This is a genomic window from Hyphomicrobiales bacterium (assembly GCA_016125495.1).
In the GTDB taxonomy this organism is placed as follows: Bacteria; Pseudomonadota; Alphaproteobacteria; order Rhizobiales; family RI-29; genus RI-29.
The window spans coordinates 28,681-48,473 of sequence record WGLQ01000020.1; the positions used below are offsets into that span (position 1 = coordinate 28,681).

The 19,793-nt window shown below is 65.8% G+C and carries 17 protein-coding genes; 3 read left to right on the top strand and 14 right to left on the bottom strand.

Annotated elements, in window-relative coordinates; genetic code table 11:
* Positions 1–589: 589 nt before the first annotated feature.
* Positions 590–868, top strand: coding sequence for a hypothetical protein (locus GC150_14320; protein ID MBI1386077.1), 279 nt, complete (start codon positions 590–592; stop codon positions 866–868).
* Between the two features lie 142 nt (positions 869–1,010).
* On the opposite strand, the gene GC150_14325 is transcribed toward GC150_14320, so the two are convergent.
* Positions 1,011–2,198, bottom strand: coding sequence for a chloromuconate cycloisomerase (locus GC150_14325; protein MBI1386078.1), 1,188 nt, complete (start codon positions 2,196–2,198; stop codon positions 1,011–1,013).
* A gap of 375 nt (positions 2,199–2,573) precedes the next feature.
* On the opposite strand from GC150_14325, the gene GC150_14330 reads away from it, so the two are divergent.
* A complete protein-coding gene (locus tag GC150_14330) occupies positions 2,574–3,080 on the top strand; it encodes a hypothetical protein (GenBank protein MBI1386079.1) in 507 nt (168 codons plus the stop codon).
* 313 nt (positions 3,081–3,393) lie between these two features.
* Here the strand turns inward: GC150_14330 and GC150_14335 are convergent, their stop codons facing one another.
* From GC150_14335 to GC150_14380, 10 genes are all read right to left on the bottom strand, one after another.
* Entirely contained in the window at positions 3,394–4,128 is a 735-nt protein-coding gene (locus tag GC150_14335) for an FCD domain-containing protein (GenBank protein MBI1386080.1), read from the bottom strand.
* Positions 4,125–5,165 carry an ATP-binding cassette domain-containing protein gene (locus tag GC150_14340; GenBank protein ID MBI1386081.1) on the bottom strand — a complete coding sequence of 347 codons (1,041 nt, stop codon included), beginning with the start codon at positions 5,163–5,165 and terminating at the stop codon, positions 4,125–4,127. Before GC150_14340 ends, GC150_14335 begins: the two co-directional genes overlap by 4 nt.
* Positions 5,162–6,004, bottom strand: a complete 843-nt coding sequence (locus tag GC150_14345; protein MBI1386082.1) for an ABC transporter permease subunit — start codon at positions 6,002–6,004, stop codon at positions 5,162–5,164. Before GC150_14345 ends, GC150_14340 begins: the two co-directional genes overlap by 4 nt.
* 3 nt (positions 6,005–6,007) lie before the next feature.
* On the bottom strand, positions 6,008–6,868 hold the full coding sequence (locus GC150_14350) for an ABC transporter permease subunit (GenBank protein ID MBI1386083.1): 861 nt from the start codon (positions 6,866–6,868) through the stop codon (positions 6,008–6,010).
* 74 nt (positions 6,869–6,942) lie between these two features.
* The gene (locus GC150_14355; protein ID MBI1386084.1) at positions 6,943–8,202 is read right to left on the bottom strand and encodes an ABC transporter substrate-binding protein; all 1,260 of its coding nucleotides are present in this window, start codon (positions 8,200–8,202) and stop codon (positions 6,943–6,945) included.
* Positions 8,203–8,272: 70 nt separating this feature from the next.
* Complete coding sequence (gene ilvC, locus GC150_14360) at positions 8,273–9,256, bottom strand: ketol-acid reductoisomerase (GenBank protein ID MBI1386085.1); 984 nt, start codon at positions 9,254–9,256, stop codon at positions 8,273–8,275.
* A gap of 358 nt (positions 9,257–9,614) precedes the next feature.
* Positions 9,615–10,217: an amino acid synthesis family protein gene (locus GC150_14365; protein MBI1386086.1), complete on the bottom strand. Its 603-nt coding sequence runs from the start codon at positions 10,215–10,217 to the stop codon at positions 9,615–9,617.
* Positions 10,214–12,376, bottom strand: a complete 2,163-nt coding sequence (locus GC150_14370) for a cag pathogenicity island protein Cag11 (GenBank protein ID MBI1386087.1) — start codon at positions 12,374–12,376, stop codon at positions 10,214–10,216. Before GC150_14370 ends, GC150_14365 begins: the two co-directional genes overlap by 4 nt.
* On the bottom strand, positions 12,373–13,194 hold the full coding sequence (locus GC150_14375; protein ID MBI1386088.1) for an alpha/beta fold hydrolase: 822 nt from the start codon (positions 13,192–13,194) through the stop codon (positions 12,373–12,375). The genes GC150_14370 and GC150_14375 overlap by 4 nt, the downstream gene beginning before the upstream one ends.
* 17 nt (positions 13,195–13,211) lie before the next feature.
* Positions 13,212–13,661 carry a RidA family protein gene (locus GC150_14380; protein ID MBI1386089.1) on the bottom strand — a complete coding sequence of 150 codons (450 nt, stop codon included), beginning with the start codon at positions 13,659–13,661 and terminating at the stop codon, positions 13,212–13,214.
* 169 nt (positions 13,662–13,830) lie between these two features.
* Between GC150_14380 and GC150_14385 the strand changes: the two genes are divergently transcribed.
* Positions 13,831–15,315 carry an aldehyde dehydrogenase family protein gene (locus GC150_14385; protein MBI1386090.1) on the top strand — a complete coding sequence of 495 codons (1,485 nt, stop codon included), beginning with the start codon at positions 13,831–13,833 and terminating at the stop codon, positions 15,313–15,315.
* Here GC150_14385 and GC150_14390 read toward each other — a convergent pair whose 3' ends face one another.
* The 3 genes from GC150_14390 to GC150_14400 all read right to left on the bottom strand — a co-directional run bounded on the left by GC150_14390 (position 15,316) and on the right by GC150_14400 (position 19,792).
* Complete coding sequence (locus GC150_14390) at positions 15,316–16,452, bottom strand: serine hydrolase (GenBank protein ID MBI1386091.1); 1,137 nt, start codon at positions 16,450–16,452, stop codon at positions 15,316–15,318.
* Positions 16,453–16,454: 2 nt separating this feature from the next.
* A complete protein-coding gene (locus GC150_14395) occupies positions 16,455–18,545 on the bottom strand; it encodes a CoA-binding protein (protein ID MBI1386092.1) in 2,091 nt (696 codons plus the stop codon).
* Between the two features lie 98 nt (positions 18,546–18,643).
* On the bottom strand, positions 18,644–19,792 hold the full coding sequence (locus tag GC150_14400) for an acyl-CoA dehydrogenase (protein MBI1386093.1): 1,149 nt from the start codon (positions 19,790–19,792) through the stop codon (positions 18,644–18,646).
* Between the last annotated feature and the right edge of the window lies 1 nt (position 19,793).

The following is a 19,793-nucleotide window of genomic DNA, read 5'->3' on the forward strand; positions in this document are numbered from 1 at the left end:
GCCGCCTGCCTGACGTGGTCTTGCTTCAGCAGTGCCCTCAGGTGCATGGGATTGGCCCTCGATTTCACGCACGCCCCCGCCTCCGCCTCCTAATCCACGTCCTCGGGTCGCGAACTTCGATTTCCGACGACCGGCTGCCGCCGCACGATGCCACAACGTCGAGCCATCTCCCCACCGACTAGGCTTCCTGTGGCGCCCCGGCCGACCCTGAAATACCATTCCACCGGGACCACGCGATGGGGACCAGGCGACCCCAGGTTCGCGCCTCGCATGGTCGCGAACGAGAAATAGGTTGTTTCTCCGATGGTCTATCCCGGATCCGAGAAAGAGCACGTACTTCGCCGCACCGGCACCTCGCCGGCCGGTCGGCGCTCGCCGACAGATGAGCCGGCCGGAGGGGCGTCGCCCCGCCGGTTCGCTGGTTGGCGGCTCCGAACTGGCGCGGCGGGTGTAATCGTGCTCGCACTGCTCGGCGTCTCGTTCGCCGCTCCCATCCTTACCCAGTCCGCCAGCGCGCGCAAAGTGGAAGGACGCTGAAGGGCGGCATCGATTTTCTCTCGCCGATGGTGAGCCCGCCGGGCCGATCCCGGTGACCATCACCATCGATGGCGAGGAGCACCTCATCGACGCCGTTACAAACTACCTCGGCCTCTACGAGACACGCGAGTTCCCGCTCGCGCCCAACCAACCGCCCGTTGGCCGACTGATGGCGGGAAAAGGCGGCCGTGTCGCATATCCGGGTCGCGCGGTGAATTTTCATCTCGAAGGCTCGCGGCGCATCATCGAGACGATGCTGGCAGGATGCGACCTGTCGTTGGCCGCCCGGGCGCCCTGGATCGAGGGCAGCACGAGCCCTCCCGCACAGTGATAGCGGCCACGACGCCGTGGCCGTTCCGCAGACCCCTCTCGCCGACAGCCCGCGCGGCCGGGCCTTGCGGCCTCGGCTGGTGCAGCCGCGGCGCGAGAGCGCCCATGACGCCAAGCAATTCAGGGGACCATACGTGGCCAGCTCAATCGAGTGGCAGACGGCGCAACCGTCCGGGTGCCATTGGATCGTGGTATTTGTTGTATGGCCCCTGGTCGAGATAGAGCTCGTGCGCATGCGCAAGCTTGGCAGGCGAGAGCGTGATCCCGAGCCCCGGTCCGGTCGGGACCGGCAAGATATTGTTTTTCGGGCGAAACGGGCCTTCCTCGATCACATCGATCGGTTGCCAGCGAAAGAGCGACTGACTCGGGTAGCGAATCCAGGGGGTCGCGGCGGAGAGATGCAAATAGGCGGTGGAGCCAATGCCGCTGTCGCCGGAATAGCACCAGAAATCGACCGCCATCGCTTGGCAAGCGGCAACGAAGGCCTGTGTCGCACGAAACCCGCCATGGCCCGCAATGCCGGTCACCAGCGTATCCGGCACACCGAGCCCGACAACTTTCGGCAGGTCGATGTTGTGAGACGAAAAACGCAGGCGCGTGTGCGGGCGCAGCCTGGCGAGTTCCTCGTAAGTGCCAACCGGGTCCTCCCAGTTCGCGACGCCGAGCTCTTCGAATGCTGGCGCAATCTCGCGGGCCGTGGCGAGCGAATGGCCGTGATTGGAATCGATCCGGATCGTCACGCCGTCGCCAAGCCGCTTGCGGATCGCCTCGATCATCGCAATCGAGGCCTTCGGGTCCGGGCAATGCGCCGTCTTGCCCTCGAACACCGTCGCCCCGTGCTCATCCTGCATCCGCTGGCAATAGTCCGCGACGTCCGCGGGCGTCGATTCCCCGCCAACCGCACCGATCTTCGGGCGGTAGGCGAAGTACTCGCTGAATGCGACCTCGGAACGGGCCATACCGCCGAGCAGCTTCCAAACCGGCTGGTCCCACGCCTTGCCACGCAAATCCCAGAGCGCCATCTCGAGGCCGCCGAAGGCGTCGATCACCCCGCGATCGACAATCGACTGAACACCTTGTTGCGATGGCAGGCACTTGAATTCGGCTCCGACGATGTCGAGCGCGTCGTGACCGACCAGAGCATCGGCAAAGGCGCCGTTGATGAGCCTGGCCGCCCCTGCCCCGGGCGCCTCGCCGATGCCGGTCAACCCGTCCTCGGTCGTCACCTGGACGATGCTCTGCGTGAACCCCGGCAAGGTGCCGTAGGACCACCAATAGGGCGCCTCGAGCGGAATGTTGACGGGCGTTGCCGCGATTTTGGTGATTTTCACGGCGTTGCCTTTGCGCGCTCAGAGCCGACGTTCCAGGCTTGCGAGCCGACCTCCACACTGGTGGACCGCCGCTCGATGGCAGGATCGCGCGCTCAGGCCGGCAGATCAAGTTTTTTTCTCTCCAAGCGCGCTCCGCGATCGATGAGGTGGGCGGCGGGGCCGCTTGGACTTGATCTATATCAAGGCGCTGGCCCGGTGCGAGGCACTACGAACGTCCCCAAGCGTGGACAAAACCGATCCCAGGCAAGGAGAACGACACGATGAAAGTGCCAAGTTCCGTCATGATTGCCGCATGTCTGCTGCTGGCCTTCCAGGCACCCACCGCGAGCGCATTGACCTTGAAGGGCGGTGCCAAGGCCTGTGTCGCGGCGTGCGATGCCGAGCTTGCGGTCTGCATGGCCAGCGCCACCAATCAATCCGCCAAGAAGGCCTGCGAGGATGCAGCCAACGCCTGCAAGGCGCGCTGCCAGACTCGGCTCGTCGAATAGGGGGGAGAGGCAGATGATCTTACTTCGAATGACTGCGGCGCTGGTTCTCGCGCTGGTGATCGCGGCGCTCCCCCTGACCCCAGCCGAGGCAGGCGGTCGCACCATCAAGCGCGGCAACTCGTTCGAGTTCCAGCTCGAGGGCAATCCCTCGACGGGCTACGTTTGGCGGCTCAACGTCGTCAAGTCGTCCGGAATGGAGGCGATAGAGCTGGTTTCGATCGGCTACCGCACGAGTTCCAGGAGCGGTTCAGGCAAGGTCGTGGTCGGCGCGCCGGCACCCTTCTACTTCCAGGTCACCTGCGTGAAGGAGGGATTTGCCAATCTGATCTTCGACTATGTCGGTCCGAGCGGATCGGTCGCCAGGTCGCACGAGACCTGGATCCGCTGCGACTAGAATTCCGGTTCCGACACCTGCCTGCCCATCGCCGCGAATTCGAGAGCAGGTGTCGGAGCCGAGGGTGAACTCGTAATTTCCCGGCTTTGATTTCCATTTTGCGCCTGACGTTTGGCTCCCTCGCAAGCCGCAACCGGGTCCAGAACGTTGGGCAGGCCAGACGATTTTGCCGCGCAACACCGCGCCTCGATAACTCTTCCCCGATGGGTTCGCAATTGCGGCAATCGATGGGACGAGCCTCTCGATCTCAGCCTCCACATCGGGTCGAAAGACGCGCGCAGCCGGTCGGCCGCAGACTTGCGCCCGTGCCCCATCAGGACGTGCCGGCGGTCGCCATGGCTCTCGATAGGCGGGCGATGGCCGCATCCATGTGAGCTGCGATGGCCTTGCGGTATGCACGCCTGTCGCGGGCCTCGAGAGCGGCGCAGATCGCACGATGCTCCTCGATGGTCTGGAGTGAATCTTCTCGCTGGAATTTCCCGCGAACCCGCGACACCAGCAGCAGCGTGTTGACGCGGCCGTAGGTGTCGATGAGCAACCGGTGACGGCTCGCAGCGAGGATGGTCGCGTGCATCCGGTCGTCGAGGGTGATGAATTCGCGCACGATCTCTTGATAGTCGCCCTCGGTCAGGAGCGCTTCCATGCGCCCGGTGAGGGCAGCGACCTCGGCGACTTCGTCATCCTCGATCCGATCGATGATGAAATCGGCGGCGCCGACCTCGAGCATGCGGCGTACCTCGAAGGCCTCTCGTACTTCGCGCTCGTCGACGGAGCTGACGAAGGTTCCGCTGCGCGGGCGCACGGTGAGAAGGCCTTCGCTCTCCAGTCGCTGGACCGCCTCGTTGAGCGGGGTTTTGCTGACGCCCAGCTCGCGCGCGAGCTGGTTGAGGTCGAAGCGTTCGTCCGCCTGGAAATACCCTTCGACAATCAACGCCTTGATCTGCTCGTAGACGCGGTCCCGAATGCTGCGGACCTCGATCTTTCGGGGCGGTGATTTGCTTGTTTCGAACATGGTCGGCCCTATGGTGCTCGACGGCTGGAAGGTCATTGCGAGGTCATCGTCCAGATGGCGCCCGCCGGCAATCTTACGCGCACGCGGGCGCCGACGACCAGATTACCCGAGGCATTGCGCGGAAAAAGCCCCTCGAGCGTCGTGCCGTAGAGGTCGAAGCGGGCGCGAACGTGCTCGCCGAGATAGATGCGCGCCGTGACGGTGGCATCGAAGGCGTTCGGCCCGTCGCCGAGCGCCACCTCGCCGGGGCGGATGGTCAGGATGGCCGAACCCTCCCTCACTTCGCCCTGCTCGACGGCAAGCCGCCCGAAGTCGGTGCTCGCCATTCCGCCCGTAATCCGCGCCGGCCACAGGTTGCGAGCCCCGAAAAACCGCGCGATCCGGGACGAGGCTGGCCGCTCGTAGAAGATGTGCGGGGCATCCATCTGGTGAATGTCGCCGTCGAACATGACGGCAATGGTGTCGGCCAGAACGACAGCCTCGTCCTGATCGTGCGTGACGACCAGTGTGGTGATGCCCATGCGACGCTGAATGCTGCATATGAGTTCGCGCATCTCCTCGCGCAAGTGCGCATCGAGCGCGCTCAAGGGCTCGTCGAGCAGCAGCACGCGCGGCTCGATGACGAGGGCGCGGGCCAGCGCGACACGCTGCTGCTGGCCACCGGACAGCGCGCCCGGACGTCGGTCCTCGAAGCCTTCGAGCTGCACGAGCGCCAGCATCTCGCGGACCTTGCGGGTCCGCGTCGCGCGATCGATCCCGCGCTGCCTGAGGCCGAAGGCGACGTTTTCGCCGACGGACATATAGGGAAAGAGCAGCGGCTTCTGGAACACCATCGCGCAGTCGCGGCGCTCGGCGGCAAGCGGTAGAACGCTCTCGCCGTCGAAGCGGATGTCGCCACCGTCGGGGCGCAACAGACCGGCGATCAACTTCATGGTCGTCGTCTTGCCGCAGCCGGACGGGCCGAGAAGTGCGGTCAGCCGTCCGGGCGCCAGCTCCATGTCGATGCCGTTGACGGCCGCTGCCCGCTGGCCCTCGTAACGCATCGCCAGCTTCTCGATCACGACATGCGTCATGCCCCGCCAAGCCCCCCGATCGACTGGTTGCGCCCGGTCAGATAACGCGCGGTCAGGATCAGCATGAGCACTCCGGGACCGATGAAGACGATGGCGATGGCGCCGGAAATGGCGAAGTCGCCGCTGCGCACGAAAGCATAGAGCAGCAGCGGCAAGGTCTGCACCTGGCCGCCGCCGATCAGAAGAGTGACGACATACTGGCTCCAGGAGATCAGAAAGGCAAAGAGGCCCGCGACCACGACGCCGGGAAAGATCGAGGGCAGCATGACGCGCCAGATGGTCGTCAGCGGCCCGGCGCCGAGGGTGCGGGCCTGCTCCTCGTACTCGGGATCGTAATTCGCGAAGACACCGGCAAGGATCATCGTAACATAGGGCGTCACCGGGATGAGGTGCACCAGAATGACGCCGGCCATGGTGTCAGCGAGGCCGAGCCGGATGAAAACCACGTGGATGCCAAGGACGACGGCGAGCGGTGGCACGATGGTCGGTGCGAGCACCAGGAACTCGACCAAGCGCTTGCCGCGGAAGTCGTAGAGTCCGATGGCGCGGCCAGCGGGGATGCCGATCAGGAGTGATATGGCGACGGTTCCACCGGCGATCACGGCGGAGTTCCAGAGCGCCGGCAGGATCGCGGCCGTGGGCGAAAAGACATAGGCCCAGGCCCGCGTCGACCAGACCGATGGCAGAAGTGATGGAAAGAACCAGTTGAAGGCGCCGGACCAGATGGCGAGCGGCAACAGCGGCAGGACCAGGAAGATCATCAGGGCGGAAAGGAACACCCAGCGGCGGAATTGCGGTCCGCCGAGGAATGCAAAGATCGTGTTCGGCCGCTCCCGCATCGCTCAGGTCCTGCCCAGGCGACGCGAGAGCGCCATGTAGCCGAGGATGAGAACCGTACTGACGGCCGCGATCACGATGCCCATCGCCATCGCTTCCGGTCGCAGGCCGAGATCGACGTCCGTATAGCGCTGATAGGCGAGGACGGGCAGCACGGTCGGAAACGTCTTGCCGAGCAGGTAGGGCACCTCGAAGGCGCCGAAAGTGAAGGCGAATGCGACGATCTGGGCGCGCATCACACCGGGCGCGATGAGCGGCAGAACGACCTGCGTCAGCCGCCGCCACCGGTTGGCGCCGAGCGATTGCGCAACCGCCTCGTAGTCGGCCCCGACCGATTGCAGGATCGCGAGCGTGATGAGGCCGATGAATGGAGTTTCCTTCCAGACGTACTGGACGATGACCCCGAGATACCAGTCGTCGTAGACCATCGCGGGAAAGTCGCTCGGACGCTCGATCAGCCCGCCGAAGTAGCCGAGGCGGGCGAGAAATCCGCTTTGCGACAGCAGGAGGAGGATGGCGACGGCGCCGACGACGTGGGGGATCGTCAGGTTCAGCTGAAAGAGGAATGTGACGATGCGCTTGCCCTTGAACGTCTCGCGCAGGACCAGCGCGCTCGCCACCGCGAGCACCGTCGCGATCGCGGTCGAGACGACCGAGATGTAGAGGGAAAGCGCCAGCGCGGTCCAGAACTCGTCGTTTGCAAAGACCCGGGCGTAGGCATCGAGGCTCGGGTCGTCGAGGCCGATGACCGGCATGTAGTTGAAACTGCGAAGGAGTCCGAGCAGGAGCCCGCCAACGAAGAGGGTCCCGATCACCAGCATGACGGGCAGGAGGAGGATGAACGCCTTCTTTTCCTGACCTGTCATGCGTTTCCCATGGGCTGCGAAAGGGCGGAGCGGCGGCACGCCGGGTCATCATGGACGCGCCGCCGCAAATCTCGTCACTTCTTGAGAACTTCCTCGCGCCAGCCGTCCTCGAGGGGCTTGATCCATTCCGAATTCGGCTGCGGCAGGGCGCCACGGGCCAGAGCGGCATCATCGACCACGGCAGGATGACGCGGCAAGTTCGCGAATTTCGTTGCCCATTCCGCCGGCACACGCGTCAGGTCGAGAGCGGTCCGCACACCCCAGACCTCCGGGCGCGATTTCTCGTATTGCGCCTCGGGCGAGATGAGGAAATTGGCGAGAACGATCGCAGCAGCCTTGTTGGCAGAGTTGAAGGGGATGGCGACGTAGTGCACATCACCCACCGTGCCGCCGTCGAGCACGTAGCTGCCCGTGGTCGGCGGGAACGTGCCGCTCTCGATGTCGGAGCCGACCGAATCGGGATGCGTTGCGAGCGTGAAGTCGACCTCGCCGTTGGCGAAGAGCTGGTGCATGGCGGCGCGGTCGGTCGGGTAGGTCTCGCCCTTGCGCCAAAGGGAGGGCTCGAGTTCGCGCAGCGTCGTCCAGACCTTGGGCGCGACACCGTCGAACACGGTCTGGTCGAAACCACCGATGAATGGTTTATACTCCCCAGCCTCGTGATAGAGCACGTGCTTGACGAAGAACATGCCGGTGAAATCGGGCAGCGCGGGATATGTGAACCGCCCCGGATTGGCCTTGGCCCAGGCGAGCAGACCCTCGAGGCTGGTCGGGGGGTTCGGCGTGCGGGCCTTGTCGTAGACGACCACCATCTGCGCCCGGCCCCACGGCGTCTCGCAGCCATCGACCGGAATGCCGAAGTCGAAGGCGATGGTGGGGTCCTGCCAGTTGATATTCGCGTTGTTCGGCATTTTCTCCATGTAGCCGCAGGTCAGCATGCCGGCCTGCTTCATGGTCTGGAAGTTGCGGCCGTTGATCCAGATCATGTCGACCGAGCCACCACTCGTGACGCCCGCCTCCTTTTCGCCGAGCACCTTGTTGACGGCGTCGACAGTGCTGTCGATGGCGACGCGATTGACGGTGATGCCATAGCGCTGCTGCATCTGCGGGTTCACCCAGTCCGACACGTAGGCATTGATCTTGGCGGACCCGCCCCACATGTACCAGTTCACGGTCTTGCCCTTGCCGGCGGCGACCAACTGGTCCCAGTTCATGGCGGCGACGTCGTCGGCTTGCGCCAATGGCGCGGTCGCGATCCCTGCGATGATCGCGCCAGCCGTCGCGATGGAGGTCAAGGCGGCTCGCGCCCCCCTGCCAGACAGGCTCGTGCTCGGCATGCTCAATTCCTCCCATTATCGCGGCCGGAACCTCTGTCCGGCTTTCGGATAGGCGACAAGCCCGGGCGCCTCAGACGCGTCCGAGCAACTTGTAGAGTTTCTGTTCCTCCACAACCATCGGGTGGGCGAGCGCCGCGCGGTGCGCCGCCTCCAGCGTCTTTGCTCCGCCCGCCTGCTCGGCCGCCCAGGCCCTGGCAAATGTTCCGTCCGCGATCTCGCGGACGATCTTGCGGAGCTTGTCCTTTTCCGCCTCGTCCTCATCCGGCGCGAGGCGTGCGGTCACCTCCTGGCCGTATTGGCTCGTGCGCGAGTGCAGCGTGATCTGATGGAAGAGGCCGATGTCTCGGTAGGCGCGCGCCGTCTCTATGCCCTCACCGGAGGCATAGAGTTCGAGAAGGACCGCCTCCGAACCGCAACCCGCCTCGGTCAACACCTCGTAGGCGCGCCGAACCGCATAGAGGAAGCCCCACTGCTCGGCGAAGAGGTCTATGATCGTCTCCTCCCGGAAACTGGACATGACAACGCCCATTCGCGTCGAGCCGATCGCCTTCGAGAGGGCGATGGTGCGGGCGAGCGCCTTTCCGGAGGCATCCTGCTCGACGCCGATGAGGCTTGGGAACCCGACGCCGGAGACGAACGTGTCGCGCACACCCTTGCCGATCATGCGTGGGGCGACCAGCACCACGTCGGCGTCGGCGGGTGGCGTGATGTGCTTGAAGAAGATATTGTAACCGCTGGCGAAAACGAGAACCACCCCGGGCTTCAGGTGCGGTGCGATCTCAGCCCGATAAATCTCCGGCATCACCTCGTCGGGCAAGAGGAGAAAGAGGACGTCGGCGCGCGCGGCGGCCTCGGCCAGGGGATGCACCGCAAAACCGTCCTCCCGGCATTGCTCGGCCGAGGCATCCGAGCGCGAGCCGACGATGACCTCGATCCCGCTGTCGCGCATGTTGAGCGCCTGGGCCCGGCCCTGATTGCCGTAGCCGAAGATGCAGACCGTTCTCCCCTCGAGGAGCGAAAGATCGCCGTCCTCGTCGAAGTACCACTGTGCCATCGCCATCTCCTGACCACTATCACGCTCTCTTTTGAAAAATCTAAAATGTTAGTCGAGTTGCGTCAACACCCCGCAGAACGCCTCTCGTTCGCTCCAGGCGACCGCATGGGCAGGGGCGCGCATGCGGGGCGCATCGGACGACGATTGCGTCGATCCGGCGCGATATGTCGGGTGTGGGTGGGATGACGCGACGACTGCCGAGATCGACACGGAGACGTGACGAGGAGTGTAGCGGGCTTGTGGGCGGCGGCTTTTTTTTTTCTCGCGACCCGACGCCCCGCGAGATGGTATCGGCGGGGGTGTGCCGGCCGGGCGATGGGCGATGCCCGACCGGCGTTCGCGCAAGATTCCCAACGGCTCAGACGCCGGCGGGGTTCTCCACATCGGCACCGATCTCGGCGAGGTCCTGGTAACGGTCGCCGATGCGGTGGTGGGGACGCCCTCCGGTTGCTCCGCCGAGTGCCACGATCAGTTCGTCGTGCCCGGGGGCATCGTGGATCGACATCTGGATGGTGAGGTAATGCGAACGACGGCCGGTATCGTTCTTGTCCATGAGAGGGATTTGCAGCTGGGTGTTGGCCGGCCCTCGTGAATTCGTGAAGCCGAGATAGCTCTTGGCGCCGACGGCGCGGCGGTAGAAATTGCCGAACTGGAGCGTATGGATGAGGGCGGAGGCGTGCTCGAGTTCGCAGTGCGTGCCGGCCATGCAGGCCTTGCCATAGGCCTCGATCCGGTCACTGCCGCCGGCGAGAGAGACGATCCGATCCGTCAGCAGCTTGCCCATCCCGGGTGCGATCGCCCGGATCTCGGGGCGCAGATCCTCGACATAACCTCTCCCCGCCCAGGGATTGCGCAACACGGCCGCGACCGCGATGAGGCGGAGCGGAGGGCTCGCGGCCCGCTCACCCTCCATATGGATTTCCTCGTCGTACACGACGAGCTTTCGCAGGTTCGGCGTCATATCACTCTCCGCTTGTGGTCGGGCCCCGTCGGCTTGACGATGCCCTCGGTCTCATCACCCATGTAGACCGCGAACTCGCCCTGGCGGGCCTCGTCGCAGTAGCGCTGCAGCATCGAGCGCATGGCCGGGTCGTGGATGCGATCGAATGGGATGTCGTCGAGCGCGAAGAACCGCGTGCCGGCGGGCGGCTCCCCTGAGGCGCGACCACGGTAGTAGATGGCGAACGAACCGGTGGGCTTGTCCTCGTAGACCGCATAGACGAAGTCGATCGCCGTCTCGAAGCCCGGCTGCCCATAGCACCGCGCAAGGTCATCCAGCCGGGATTGCCCACCGTCGCGGCCGACACTCGGGACGGTGACCGCACCGTGCTCACCGGACGTCTCGAGCAGGATCGCGCCTTCCCTTTCGTAGATCGCACCGACCACGGTGCCGCTGCGCCGCGCGACGGCGTCGACGAGCGGCTCCTCCACGCCGAGCGTGAAATATCGTCCCCGATAATAGCCGAGCGGTCGGCCATCGCTTCTCCCGATGGCGGTCACCCGGCCGATCAGAATGACGTGGTCGCCCGCTTCCATGCGGGAATGCCGGCTGCACTCGAGAAAGGCGAGTGCTCCCTCGAGAAGGGGAACACCGCTGCTTCCGGCGCGCCAGGGGGCGATCTCGAACTTGTCGGGGCGCTTGGTGGCAAAAAGGCCGGAGATGTCCTTCTGGTCGTCGGCAAGGATGTTTATCGCGAAGTTCCGCGCCGAGCAGAAGACGTGGCGGCTGGCAGCATTGCCGGCCACGCAAACGAGGACGAGGGGCGGATCGAGCGAAACCGAGGTGAAGGAGTTCGCCGTGAACCCACGCGGGGTTCCATCCGCCTCGAGGGCGGTGATCACGGTCACCCCTGTCATGAACTGTCCGAGCACATCGCGCAAGGCGCGCTGATCGAGGGCGCCGTGCGGTGCCTCTGCGGGCTCGGTTGACGCGGAAAGATAATAATCGTTGTCGGCCCCCAGGCGCGGCGGGCCGGCGGGAGGCGGTGCCGGCGTCTTCTGGAAGTGCACGGGGTTGGCGGCGACACGCCAGGGCCGCGCGCCCGGTTCCGGATGCGCAAGTTCCGCGATCATGGCGCGGGCGGCAACGTGCGGATCGGCAAGGATGTCGGCGGCGTCGTTGACAGGGCCGTAGGGCAGCAGCCCGCCGAGGATCGCAGTCAGTTCCGCCTTGGTGTGCCGCCCGGTCCATTCGGCAACCGCCGCGTTGACGCGTTCGGCGTTCTCGCGCCGCCCGGTCTTGTCGGCGAGGCCCTCGTCGGCCGCCAGATCCGGACGCGACATGGCCTTCGTCAGGCGGCGCCAGAATTCGTCGTCCACCACACCGATCGAAACCCAGCCGTCGCTCGCGGGAAAAAGCCCGAATGGCGCCAGCAGCGGATGCCCATTGCCGACGGGCACCGGCGTCAGCCCCTCGATGTCCTGCTGGTAGACGATGCGCTCGCAGAGGCTGAGAACGGCATCGTACATGGCGAGGTCGATGAACTGGCCCTCACCGGTCAATTCGGCATGACGGATCGCCGCGACGATGGCGAACGACATCATCATGCCCGAAAAGACGTCGCCGACGCCGGGGCCGGACTTCAGCGGCGAGGCGGCATCCGGTCCGGTGATCGACATGAGGCCGCCCATCGCCTGGGCGACGACATCGTAGGACGGCCAATCGTTGTATGGGCTCTTGCCGCTGCGCGGATCGCCAAAGCCACGGATCGCGGCATAGACGAGGCGGGGGTTGACGCGCGCGAGGGCTTCGTAGGAGAGCCCCAGCCGCTCCATCACGCCCGGACGAAAATTTTCCACCAGGACGTCGGCGTCGCGTACGAGGGCAACCAGCGCGTCACGTCCCTCGGGCGACTTGAGGTCGAGCCGCACGCTCTTCTTTCCGCGATTGAGGGAGATGAAGTATCCGGCCCACTCACGTGCAGGATCATCGTCCCTATAGGGACCGTTGGTGCGGCTCGTGTCGCCCTCGGCGCCCTCGATCTTGACGACCTCGGCGCCATGGTCGCAGAGCATCATCGTGCAGTAGGGACCGGACAGCATCCGCGTCAGATCGAGCACGCGCACGCCCGCGAGAATGCCTCCCGTCCGCTGCGGCGCAGCGCCATCCCTTCCGGTCATCCCTCTGCCCCCGGCCGAACGTCATCGAGGAAGGCCAGCAACTCCGCGTTGAAGCGCGCCGGCGCCTCCATCATCGCCATGTGCCGCAGGCCGTCGAGGATCACTGTCCGCGCTCCCGCGATCTCACCCGCGATCGCCACCGACATGGCCGGCGAATTGCCATGATCCTCGCTTCCCGTCATCACCAGTGTCGGGCAAGAGATGGGGGGCTGGGGGGCGACGAGTTCGTCGACTCCCTCGACCAGGACCTGGTAGTTGAGAGGATAAATTTCCGGGTCGTTCTCGAGTATCCAGCGGCGCACCAGGTCCATCGTATCGCCGTGGTCGCGCCGGAAATCGTCCCCGAACCACCTCGTGAGCGCTGCCTCGACCGTCGCGGACGGTCCCCGGGCGCGGGCCTGCTCGACGCGCGCCGCGATCGCCGCGTGGGCCGCCGGGTCGCGGCGGTGCGCGGAATGGAGGATGGCCAGGGCCCAGAGACGTTCGGAATGGTCCATGGCGAAGCGGCGTGCGATCATGCCGCCGAGGGAGAAGCCCGCGACCGCGGCACGGGCAATGCCGATATCATCGAGGAGACCGGACAACTGCGAGGAAAAAACCGCGAGCGACGGGCGGGCGCCTGACGGCGGACTCTCGCCATGCCCGGCGAGATCGTAGGTCAGAACGCGGAACCTGGCGGCCAGGCATGGCACCTGCTCGCGCCACATGCCACGGTTGAGGCCGAGGCCGTGCACCAATGCAACCACGGGGCCGCTGCCCCCTGTCAATTGGTAGGCGGTGCCGTCCCGTGCCCTGCCAGACCTCGCGTTCATCGCCATGTGCTGCCCGCCGATGCTCAGCCGCCGAGAGGTTTATAGGCGACGACCTCGACCTCCACGCGGACGTCGACGAGGAGTTCGCCGACAACGGCCGAGCGGGCCGGGGGCTCGCTCGGGAAATACTCCCCATAGATCCTGTCGAAGCCGGGAAAGTCGCCGCGCTCGCGAAGCCATACCATGGCCTTGACGACGTCGCGGTAAGTGCAGCCGGCGAGCGCCAAAGTTCGGCCGATCTCGTCCAGCACGACGCGCGTCTGCTCCTCGATGCTGCCGGTCGTCATGACGGCGCCGTCCTTCATGGGGATCTGACCGGTCAGGAAGACGAAATCGCCAGCGCGAACGGCGCGCGACAGCGAGAGGGTGCGCCCGCCGATGACGATCGGATCACCGATCACGCGCTTTGCGTTCGCGGTGCGCGCGCCCGATCGGGCATCGTCGTGTTGGTGGCCGGTGGCTGGATCACTCATTCTTACAACCCGCTATAATCGGTCGCAGCCTAGCCGACGGACAGGCGCTCCGATTGTTCCAAAATAGTCACACGTTGGCGAAAAGTTTCGACTGCGTCCCCAGGGCTCATGGGTAAGCTGTCCATCATCCGATCACCCCGGCGAGCACGCCAAGCCAAGGACCAGGCCGATGAGCGACCTCCAGCGATATCAGATGCTGATCGACGGCGAATGGGTGGGCGCGAGCGACGGGCGCACATTCGAGAGCGTCAATCCCACCACGGGCGAGCCCTGGGCGCTCATTCCGGAGGCGACGGCCGAGGACGTCGATCGCGCGGTCAAGGCCGCCTGGCGCGCCTTCTCGCAAGGCCCGTGGTCCCGCACGCTGGCGAGCGAGCGGGGCCGCATGCTGCGCCGGCTGGCGGATCTGCTCGCCGAGAAATCGGAAGCACTCGGGCGCATCGAGACCATCGATACCGGCAAAATGCTGAAGGAGACGCGCTGGCAGGCCAAGTACATCGCCGAGTTCTTCAACTTCTATGCCGGCTGCGCCGACAAGGTGCATGGCGAGACGCTGCCGATCGACAAACCGGACATGGTGACGATGACGATGCGCGAGCCGCTCGGCGTCGTGGCGGCCATCGTGCCATGGAACTCCCAGATGTTCCTGGTCGCGGTCAAGATCGGACCGGCGCTCGCGGCCGGCAACACCGTCGTGCTCAAGACATCCGAGCATGCTGCCGCGCCGCTGCTCGAATTCGGCCGGTTGATCGAGCAGGCCGGCTTTCCGCCAGGGGTCGTCAACATCGTCACCGGCCACGGCGATCCGTGCGGGCGCACACTCACTTCGCATCCGCTGGTCGCGCGCATCAGCTTCACGGGCGGACCGGGGGCGGCGCGGCACGTGCTGCACAACTCGGCGGAGAATTTCGCCGAGGTCTCGCTCGAACTCGGCGGCAAGTCGCCGTTCATCGTGTTCGACGATGCCAATATCGAGAGCGCGGTCAACGGCTCGGTCGCCGGCATTTTCGGGGCGAGCGGGCAGAGCTGTGTCGCAGGCTCGCGCCTCTATCTGCACGAGCGGATCGCGGATGAATTCCTCGAGAGGATGATCGCCATCACGCGCAACATCCGGATCGGCGATCCGCTGGCCGAGGAGACCCAGATGGGTCCGCTCGCCACGACCGCGCAAATCGAGCGGATCGAAATGGAGGTCGCCCTCGCGCAGGAGCAGGGCGGCAGCCTGCTGCACGGCGGCAAGCGCCCGCAGTCGATGCCCCGTGGCTGGTTCTACGAGCCGACCATCATCTCCTGCCCCGATCAGAAGATGAAAATCGTCGACACGGAACTGTTCGGACCCGTGCTGAGCGTGCTGACGTTCCGAGACGAGGACGAAGTGGTGGATCTGGCCAACGACACCAGGCATGGCCTGGCGGCGGGAATATTCACGGGCAATGGCGCGCGCAGCCTGCGCGTCAGCAAGCGACTGCGCGCCGGGATCGTCTGGGTGAACACGTACCGCGTCGTCTCGCCGATCGCCGAATTCGGTGGCTGCAAGGATTCGGGCTACGGGCGCGAAAGCGGCATGCAGGCGATCTACGACTACACGCGCCCAAAGACGGTGTGGATCAATATTTCCGACCAGCCGCTCGGCAACCCGTTCGTGATGCGCTGATCAGAGGCGGGCGATGGCGGCGAGGGCATCGATCAATGATGCCGAGTAGGCCATGTCATAGCCCGCCTCGTTCTCGAGCACGCCGAGAAAGAGCGCGACCGTGCCGGTCTCCATGTCGACGAGGAGAAATTGCCCACCATACCCTCCATGACCGATCCAGCGGCCGTCGGTGAAGAGGTGACTGGAATAGCGCAGCCCCTGGCGCGGCGGAGCAAAGGCGGGCGCCGCCCGCGTACGCGCACGGGAAATGAAACCGGCATCTCCAACCGAGGGAACGCCTAGGCCGTCGCCGGAGCGCGCAAAGAGAAGACCGAAGCGGGCGACATCGCGCGCCGTCAGGCAGCCGCCACCCGAGAGCGCCGGAAATCCCTCGCGGTCGGTGCTCAAATGAAAGCATCCCTCATAGCCGGCCGCTTCCACGATGCGGCGCAGGCGCTCGCGCAGACCGCCACCGGTGACCTCGTCGACGAGCCAGGCGAGAACATCCGTATTGGCCGACTTGTAGGCGACCTCGAGGCGCGGCACGACGCTCTCGGCGCCCGTGATCGACGCGAGGTATGTACGAAGGGACGGCTCATCCCGACCCGCTGGCGGAAGCCGCCAGCCGAGTGACACCTCGTAGGCGTAGGCGTCGCAGAAGGGGTCCTCATAATCCTCCGTGAAGTCGTTCGCGACGGCCATGTCGAGCAGCATCTGGACGCTCGCGCGCCGGTAGCCGCTAGCGACGTCGGGTAAATAGGCACCCACGGGCCGTTGGGGATCGATCACACCCTCGGCGATGAGTTCCCCGAGAAGCAGGTTGGCGTGCATCTTGGTGATCGACTGGATCGAGTGGGGCTGGTCAGGAGCAAAATCGGGGGCATAGCACTCGTGGAGGATCGCGTCGTGCCGCGCCACGACGAGGGCCGAAAGGGTTGGCAGTTCCTCGAGGCGGCGCACCTCGGGATGGCTGGCGATCGCCCCGTCCGTTGTCTTGCGCAACTGGAGCACGCTGGCCGCCCGCATCTGGATCGACTGGCGGAACAGGCGGTGCGCGTTGTGAAAGCCGTGGCGGCGATGTGCCGGCTGGTTCCAGCGCTGCTTGTTGCCGTCGCCGACGGCGAGGTCCGGGTTGGCTGTTCGCTCCGGACAAGCCACGGTCAGGCACGCAAATGGATGAGCGCGTCCACCGCACAGACGCGATCGGCGTGGACGAACAGCGGATTGATTTCGATCTCGGCGAGGCGTTCGGCATTCTGGCGAGCGAATTGCGCGATGCCGGCGATCTCTCGGGCGATCGCCATCAGGTCAGCGGTCGGGCGGCCACGAAAGCCGCCGAGCAGCCGCGACGCTCGGAGTCCGGCAATCGCATCCGCTATGTCGGTCGGCGAGGACGGCAGCAGCAGCGTCACGCTGTCGCCGATCAACTCGACCAGAACGCCGCCGCTTCCGATCGTCATCGCCTGGCCGAACGCGGCGTCCGAGCGAACGCTGACGATCAGTTCGGCGAGCGGCTCGGGCTCCATGCGCTCCACCAGGAACCGGTCCGTCAGGCTGGCCGGACGGCGCTCGCGGACGCTCGCCTTCATCGCATCGACCGCCGCCGAAACGGCTTCGCCGGTCCGCAGCCCCAGAGCCACGGCTCCGAGTTCTGTCTTGTGGAGGATATCGGCGCCGAGCATCTTCAAGGCAACCGGAAAGCCGAGGGTGCCGGCGGCGGCGCTGGCCTGTTCACCGCTCGAAACCACGCCCCGTGGAACGCAGACGTCCGCCTCTGCCAGCATCGCCTTGGCGTCAGCCTCGTCGATCGCAACGAGCCCCGAGCAGGGCGAGGAGGCAAGGAGCGGCGCCGGCCGTTGCTCGCAGAGGCGCGCGCGCGCCGCGCGCCAGCGAACGGCCGCCGCGATCGCCCGCAAGGCCGCTCCGATCCCCTGCATCGGCGCGATGCCGCGCGCACGGAAATGGCGGCGCGTCGCCGGATCGATGTTTTCCGGCAGTGTGCTGCAGATGATTCCCGGAACGCCAGCCGCCCGAACAGCATCGGCGAACGCGTCGCCATCGGCAAGGTAGAAGGAGCGCGATTCGTCCAATCCCGCGGCGGGATAATCCTGGACCAGGAGCGCGACATCGCAGCCCCCCTCCAGCGCCGCCCTGAAGACGGGGCCGGTGCGCTCCGGCTGCCCCCAGATCGGTGTCGTATAATCGAGCGGATTGGAGACCGTCGCGATCGGAGGGAGAAGTGCGGCGAGCCTCTCGCGTATTGCCGGGGCGTGCTCCGGATAGGCGAGACCATGATCGTCACCGAGATCGGCGAGCATGGTCGCCCCGCCACCCGAACAGGTGAAGCCGGCGATCCGCGGCCCGCGCGGCGCCCCCGCGACGCAGAGCAACTTCAGGGTCTCGAGCAGATCATCGGGCTCGCGGACACGGATCACGCCACAGCGCTGGAACAACGCATCGTAGAGATCGTCCTCTCCCGAAAGCGAGCCAGTGTGGCTGGACGTCAGCGCCCCGCCGATCGCGGAGGAACCGGTTTTCAGTGCGACGATGGGCTTGCCGAGCGCGGCGGCCCTGACGGCGATTTCGGCGAACCGACGCACGTCGCGCAGGCCCTCGATGTGCAGGCCGACCGCACACACCTCCTCCTTCTCACACAGAACCTCGAGCAAATCCTCGATGGTGACGACCGCCTGGTTGCCGATGGAAATCATGTGGGTGAGCGGCGCCGAGCGCTGGCTCATCGTCAGGTCCGAGGAGAGCATGCCGCTCTGGGTGATGATCGCGGCGCCGTGGCCGGGTGTCTCGCCGCCGTGTGCGAACGGCCAGAGCGCGGTTCGCGTCAGGTAGTTTATGACCCCATAGCAGTTCGGACCAATGAGGGCCATGTCGCCCGCCGCTTCGACCAGCGCACGCTCGGCGGCGATGCCCTCGCTACCCGCCTCTCCGAAACCGGCCGTGTAGCAAACGATCCCTCCCGTGCCTCGACGCGAGAGAGCCGCCACGGTATCGATCGCCTGCGGCACCGGGACGGCGAGAAACACGGCATCCGGAGCCTCAGGCAGGGCATCGATGGAGGGGAAACATTCGATCCCCGCGAGCTGCTCGCGCTTGGGATTGACCGGCCAGAGGGCCCCCCCGAAGCCGATGCGGCGGGCCTCGCCGATGGCGACAGCCGCATCGCGTCCGCCGATGAAGGCGATGTGCCGGGGCGCGAGAAGCCGCTCGAGGTTCGTCCGGCGACGGATGGTCATGGAGGTGTTCGCGAACGCATGGTCAGACGGGCCGGCGGCGGTCACCGCAGGCAAGCATCCGGGCTCGCAAACGGCATGCTCGACGGTCATCGACCGGCTCATGCGCCGAGGGGGCGCAATGCCGCGCGCGAGATGATGTGTCGCTGAATCTCGGACGTCCCGTCCCAAATCCGCTCGAGGCGGGAATCGCGCCAGAGACGCTGCACCGGAATTTCCTCCATGAGACCCATTCCGCCGAAGATCTGCACCGTGTCGTCGGCCACCCGGTTCAACATCTCCGAGCAATAGACCTTGACCATCGCGGCATCGGCATCCGTCATGATACCCGCTTCGGCGCGACGCACGGCGTCCGCGACGAGGAGATCGCCGGTGCGCAACCCGATGGCCATGTCCGCGAGCTTGAAACCGACACCCTGGAAGCGCCCGATCGGCTGACCGAACTGACGCCGGCTGGCTGCCCACTCCGTGGCCATCTGCGTCAGGCGCTCGGCCTTGCCGCAACAGCTCGCACCGACCCAGATCCGCCCCATGCCGAGCCACTTGCCGGCAAGTTCGAGACCTTGTCCCTCCTCTCCGAGGATCTGTCCGGGCCCGAGCCGAACATTGTCGAATGCGAGCTGGAAGGTCTTGTAGCCTCGATAGCTGACGCAGCGCGTACCTTCACGGATCGAAAACCCGGGCTCCCCGACGTCGACCAGGAAGGCCGTGATCCGCCTGCGGCTGCCGCGCGGGGTCTCGTCGGTCCCGGTCGCGGCAAAAACGATGGCAAAGTCCGGCATGCAGGGGCCGGAAATGAAATGCTTCGAGCCCTCGAGGATCCAGTCGCTCCCGTCGCGCCTGGCATTCGAGCGCATACCCATCACGTCGGAGCCGGCTTCCGGCTCGGTCAGCGCGAACAACTCGCGTTTTTCCCCGCTGACGCACGGCAGCAGATAGCGCGCCACCTGATCGTCGCGGCAGGCGAGGAGAATTTCCGTCGGCCGCGCGATCCAGGAGTGCAGCGCGTGGCTCGTCTTGCCGTACTCGCGCTCCATCATCGCAAGAGCGGTCTTGCCGAGGCCGCCACCTCCGACCTCCTCGGGCAGGTTCGCGGCAAAGAGGCCGAGCGCCTTGGAGCGCTGCTCGATCTGGCGGCCGAGTTCCTCGGGCACGTAGCCGAGGCGGTCGACCTCGTCCTCGTGTGGAATGAGCTCGGCGTTCATGAAGGCTTGGATGGTGCCGAGCAGGAGTTCGTTCTCGTGGGACATC

Excerpts from the sequence above, each read along its gene's own strand:
- GC150_14365 (MBI1386086.1), bottom strand. The coding sequence starts at position 10,217 with ATGACGCCGAACCTGCGAAAGCTCGTCGTGTACGACGAGGAAATCCAT.
- GC150_14335 (MBI1386080.1), bottom strand. The coding sequence starts at position 4,128 with ATGACCTTCCAGCCGTCGAGCACCATAGGGCCGACCATGTTCGAAACA.
- GC150_14380 (MBI1386089.1), bottom strand. The coding sequence starts at position 13,661 with ATGAGTGATCCAGCCACCGGCCACCAACACGACGATGCCCGATCGGGC.
- GC150_14370 (MBI1386087.1), bottom strand. The coding sequence starts at position 12,376 with ATGACCGGAAGGGATGGCGCTGCGCCGCAGCGGACGGGAGGCATTCTC.
- GC150_14355 (MBI1386084.1), bottom strand. The coding sequence starts at position 8,202 with ATGCCGAGCACGAGCCTGTCTGGCAGGGGGGCGCGAGCCGCCTTGACC.
- GC150_14340 (MBI1386081.1), bottom strand. The coding sequence starts at position 5,165 with ATGACGCATGTCGTGATCGAGAAGCTGGCGATGCGTTACGAGGGCCAG.
- GC150_14395 (MBI1386092.1), bottom strand. The coding sequence starts at position 18,545 with ATGACCATCCGTCGCCGGACGAACCTCGAGCGGCTTCTCGCGCCCCGG.
- GC150_14400 (MBI1386093.1), bottom strand. The coding sequence starts at position 19,792 with ATGTCCCACGAGAACGAACTCCTGCTCGGCACCATCCAAGCCTTCATG.
- ilvC (MBI1386085.1), bottom strand. The coding sequence starts at position 9,256 with ATGGCACAGTGGTACTTCGACGAGGACGGCGATCTTTCGCTCCTCGAG.
- GC150_14350 (MBI1386083.1), bottom strand. The coding sequence starts at position 6,868 with ATGACAGGTCAGGAAAAGAAGGCGTTCATCCTCCTCCTGCCCGTCATG.
- GC150_14385 (MBI1386090.1), top strand. The coding sequence starts at position 13,831 with ATGAGCGACCTCCAGCGATATCAGATGCTGATCGACGGCGAATGGGTG.
- GC150_14330 (MBI1386079.1), top strand. The coding sequence starts at position 2,574 with ATGCCGAGCTTGCGGTCTGCATGGCCAGCGCCACCAATCAATCCGCCA.
- GC150_14345 (MBI1386082.1), bottom strand. The coding sequence starts at position 6,004 with ATGCGGGAGCGGCCGAACACGATCTTTGCATTCCTCGGCGGACCGCAA.
- GC150_14375 (MBI1386088.1), bottom strand. The coding sequence starts at position 13,194 with ATGGCGATGAACGCGAGGTCTGGCAGGGCACGGGACGGCACCGCCTAC.